Below are 3,656 nucleotides of genomic sequence, written 5' to 3' on the forward strand. Positions count from 1 at the left end.
GCCCAAGGCCGCTGCGCCCGCGCCGAAGCCGGCGCCGGCTCCCACACCGAGCCCGGCCCCGGCGGCGACCGCCGGCGTCGCGGTGGTGCAGGTGGGCGCCTTCTCGTCCCAGGCTCTGGCGGAAACCGGGGTGGCTGACGCGCTCCGCGCCCTTGCCGGCGAGGCCGCCGGCAAGGGGCGGCGCATCGAGCCGGTGGAGAGCGACGGCAAGACCCTCTATCGCGGCTATGTCACCGGCTTCGCCTCTCGCGGGGAGGCGACGGCCTTCTGCGACCGCCTGAAGGCCGCCGGCCGGAGCTGTTTCGTCCGGTGAGCGTCCAGGCCTGCATCTTCGGCTGCGCGGGGCCGGACCTGCTCGCGGAGGAGGCGGCCTTCTTCCGGGCCGTGCGGCCCTGGGGCTTCATCCTCTTCAAGCGCAATGTGCAGACCCCCGACCAGGTGCGCCGCCTCACCGAGGCGTTGCGCGAGACGGTGGGCCGGGCTGATGCGCCCATCCTGATCGATCAGGAGGGCGGGCGCGTCCAGAGGCTGGGGCCGCCCCATTGGCCGGTCTATCCGCCAGGCCGCGCCTATGGCCGTCTGCCGGCCAACGACCCCCTGCTGCGGCGTGAGATCACCCGCCTGGGCGCGCGTCTGATCGCCCACGATCTGGCGGCGCTAGGGATCAATGTGGACTGCGTGCCGGTGCTGGACGTGCCCCAGGCCGGCGCCCACGACATTATCGGCGATCGGGCCTATGGCGAGACGCCGCAGGCCGTGGCCCTGCTGGGGCGTGCGGCGGCCGAGGGATTGATCGCCGGCGGGGTGCTGCCGGTGATCAAGCATATTCCGGGCCACGGCCGCGCCCTGGCCGACAGCCATCTGGACCTGCCGGTGGTGGACGCCCCACGTTCGGAGCTGGAGGCGGTGGACTTTCCGCCCTTCCAGGTGCTGTCGGACATGCCCTTGGCCATGACCGCCCATGTGGTCTATGCCGACATCGACCCCAGGAAGCCGGCCACCACCTCGCGCCGGGTGATCACCCAGGTGATCCGCGACCACATCGGCTTCCAGGGCCTGCTGATGAGCGACGACCTGTCCATGCAGGCTCTGTCGGGCGACTTCGCCGGCCGGACGCGGGCGGCCCTGTCGGCCGGTTGCGACGTGGTGCTCCACTGCAATGGCGACATGGTTGAGATGAAGTCTATCGCCGAGGCCTGCCGTCCCCTGGCGGGCGCAGCGCGCCGCCGGGCCGAGGCGGCCATGGCCAGGCTCGCCCGTCACCCCGAGCCGTTCGACGTGGAGGAGGGCCGCGCCCGCCTGGCCGCGGCGCTGGAGCAGGGGGGCGCGTCCGGGGGATGAGCCAGACAGGCTTCCAGCCCAATCTCGACTTCGAGGCCGCCGCCTCCGCGGCCGAGGATGGCGAGGCCCTGATCGTCGAGATGGACGGCTATGAAGGGCCGCTCCACGTCCTTTTGGCGCTCGCCCGCAGCCAGAAGGTCGATCTGCTCAAGCTGTCGGTGCTGAAACTCGCCGAACAGTACCTGGCCTTCGTGCATCAGGCGCGTCGACGGCGTTTCTCCCTGGCGGCGGACTATCTGGTGATGGCCGCGTGGCTGACCTATCTGAAGTCGCGCCTGCTGCTTCCCAAGCCGGAGCGTCCCAAGGCCGAGGAGCCCCCGGCCGAAGAGATGGCCGCCCAGCTGGCCTTCCGCCTGGCCAAGCTCGACGCCATGCGTCAGGCGGCCGAAGCCCTGAAGGGCCGCACCCTCCTGGGCCGCGATGTGTTCACCCGCGGCGATCCCGAGGCGATCCGCATCGTGCCCTCCACCCGGGTGGAGGGCGATCTCTACAGCCTGATGGACGCCTATCTCGCCCAGCGCCGCCGGGAGGAGAGCCGCCGCTACGCCCCCCGGCCTCCCAAGGCCTACCCGCTGGAGGCCGCCCGCGACCGCCTGCGCACGCTGTTGCCCGAGCTTGACCGGTGGACGCCGCTGACGGGGGTGGCGCCTCGGCGGGCGGGCCTGAGCGAGGGGCCGTCCCAGGCCTCCTTCACCGCCTCCACCCTCTCGGCCAGCCTGGAGCTGGTCAAGGAAGGCGCGCTGGAAGCCCGGCAACTGGAGGCCTTCGCCGATCTCTATCTGCGCGCCCGTCGCGGGGAGCCCGCCCTATGACGCCGCAGGCCGCCGAGCGCGCGGTGGAGGCGCTGTTGTTCGCCGCTGCAGGTCCGCTCGGTCTGGACGACCTGGCCCAGCGCCTGGGCCCCGAGGTCGATGTGGCCGCCGCCCTGCAGGCGCTTCAGGCCCGTTACGCCGGGCGCGGGGTGGAGCTGGCCTGCGTGGCTGAGCGCTGGCGCTTCCAGACGGCGCCCGATCTCGCCCATCTGATGACCGAGACGCGGGACGAACCCCGTCGCCTGTCCCGCGCCGCCCAGGAGACCCTGGCCATCATCGCCTATCACCAGCCTGTCACCCGGGCCGAGATCGAGGCGGTGCGCGGGGTGCAGGCTTCCCGCGGAACCCTGGACGTGCTGCTCGAGCTCGGACTGGTGCGCATGCGCGGACGCCGCCGCACGCCGGGGCGGCCGGTGACCTATGGCACCACCGAGGCCTTTCTCGAACACTATGGGCTGGTCAGCCTGGCCGACCTGCCCGGCATGGCCGAGATGAAGGCGGCGGGCCTGCTCAGCCTCGACCTGCCGCCCGACTTCGCCGTGCCCGATCCCAGCGCCGCCGTCATCGACGAAGACCCGCTGGAAGGGGAGGACGAGGCGCCGGAGTTCCACACCGATTTCCTGGGGTCTGACGAGGAAAGCGATCGCCGCTGACGTCCCGTGCGGGAAATCGGCGGGCCTCGCCTTGGCGGCCATGGGGGCAAGCCGCTATATTGGATTGAAATTTGAGGGGCGGGCGGCGCGGTCGCCCATCGGCCGCTCAACATAGGAGTTTCGCCTTATGGGCTCGTTTTCGATCTGGCACTGGGTCATCGTGCTTGTGGTCTTCGCCCTGCTGTTCGGCGGCCGCGGCAAGATTTCCTCGGTCATGGGTGACGCCGCCAAGGGCATCCGCGCCTTCCGCGACGGCCTAAAGGGCGAGGAGGCCGAGGCCGCCAAGCCTGAGACCGTCAAGACCATCCCTGAGCGGGAAAAGGACGAGGTGCGCAGCTAGGGCCGCACCCCTCGCGCAAGGACCCAACCCGCCGGCTGGACCGCCCGTCCGCCGGCGTCTGATTTCGCCAGACCCCCTCGGGGTCTAAGACGGCAAGGGCCATGCTACCCGACATCGGCGCAGGGGAACTCCTGCTCATCGGCATTATCGCCCTGGTGGTGGTGGGTCCCAAGGACCTGCCGCTGCTCATGCGCAGGCTCGGCCAGTTCACCGCCCGTCTGCGCGGCATGGCGGCGGAATTCCGCGCCAGCTTCGACGAAATGGGCCGCCAGTCCGAACTGGACGAACTGCGCCGCGAGGTGGAAGCCCTGCGCAGCGGCAAGGTGCTGGACGAGCAGATGGGCCGCACCGACGCCCAGGCGGTGATGCGCGAGATAGAGACCGGTCTGGCCCAGGGGGACATGCGGCTGCATCCGCCCATGGGAAATCCCTATGCGGAGTCCCAGTCGCTGGCGGAGCCGCCGCCCGCCGAAACGTCGGCGGTCGACCCTGACGTCGCGCCCGCGCCCG

6 protein-coding genes are annotated in these 3,656 nt (G+C 71.3%); all 6 read left to right on the forward strand.

Features of this window, described 5'->3' with window-relative positions:
* Window positions 1–313 (forward strand): SPOR domain-containing protein (locus tag V7D28_RS11460; protein ID WP_333587516.1); only part of this gene is annotated, 313 nt, incomplete at its 5' end.
* Window positions 310–1,341: a beta-N-acetylhexosaminidase gene (gene nagZ, locus V7D28_RS11465; RefSeq protein WP_333587517.1), complete on the forward strand. Its 1,032-nt coding sequence runs from the start codon at window positions 310–312 to the stop codon at window positions 1,339–1,341. The genes V7D28_RS11460 and nagZ, both read left to right, overlap by 4 nt.
* Window positions 1,338–2,153: a segregation and condensation protein A gene (locus V7D28_RS11470; protein ID WP_333587518.1), complete on the forward strand. Its 816-nt coding sequence runs from the start codon at window positions 1,338–1,340 to the stop codon at window positions 2,151–2,153. The genes nagZ and V7D28_RS11470 overlap by 4 nt, the downstream gene beginning before the upstream one ends.
* Window positions 2,150–2,806, forward strand: a complete 657-nt coding sequence (gene scpB / locus V7D28_RS11475; RefSeq protein WP_333587519.1) for an SMC-Scp complex subunit ScpB — start codon at window positions 2,150–2,152, stop codon at window positions 2,804–2,806. The genes V7D28_RS11470 and scpB overlap by 4 nt, the downstream gene beginning before the upstream one ends.
* A 127-nt stretch (window positions 2,807–2,933) precedes the next feature.
* The gene (locus V7D28_RS11480) at window positions 2,934–3,146 is read left to right on the forward strand and encodes a twin-arginine translocase TatA/TatE family subunit (RefSeq protein WP_333587520.1); all 213 of its coding nucleotides are present in this window, start codon (window positions 2,934–2,936) and stop codon (window positions 3,144–3,146) included.
* A gap of 101 nt (window positions 3,147–3,247) precedes the next feature.
* On the forward strand, window positions 3,248–3,656 hold a 409-nt coding region (tatB, locus tag V7D28_RS11485; protein ID WP_333587521.1), incomplete at its 3' end, for a Sec-independent protein translocase protein TatB.

Source organism: Phenylobacterium sp., assembly GCF_036723115.1.
Taxonomy (GTDB): Bacteria; Pseudomonadota; Alphaproteobacteria; order Caulobacterales; family Caulobacteraceae; genus Phenylobacterium.

Bases quoted from the DNA above. Each gene is read 5' to 3' on its own strand.
- V7D28_RS11470 (WP_333587518.1), top strand. From the start codon at position 1,338: ATGAGCCAGACAGGCTTCCAGCCCAATCTCGACTTCGAGGCCGCCGCC.
- scpB (WP_333587519.1), top strand. From the start codon at position 2,150: ATGACGCCGCAGGCCGCCGAGCGCGCGGTGGAGGCGCTGTTGTTCGCC.
- V7D28_RS11480 (WP_333587520.1), top strand. From the start codon at position 2,934: ATGGGCTCGTTTTCGATCTGGCACTGGGTCATCGTGCTTGTGGTCTTC.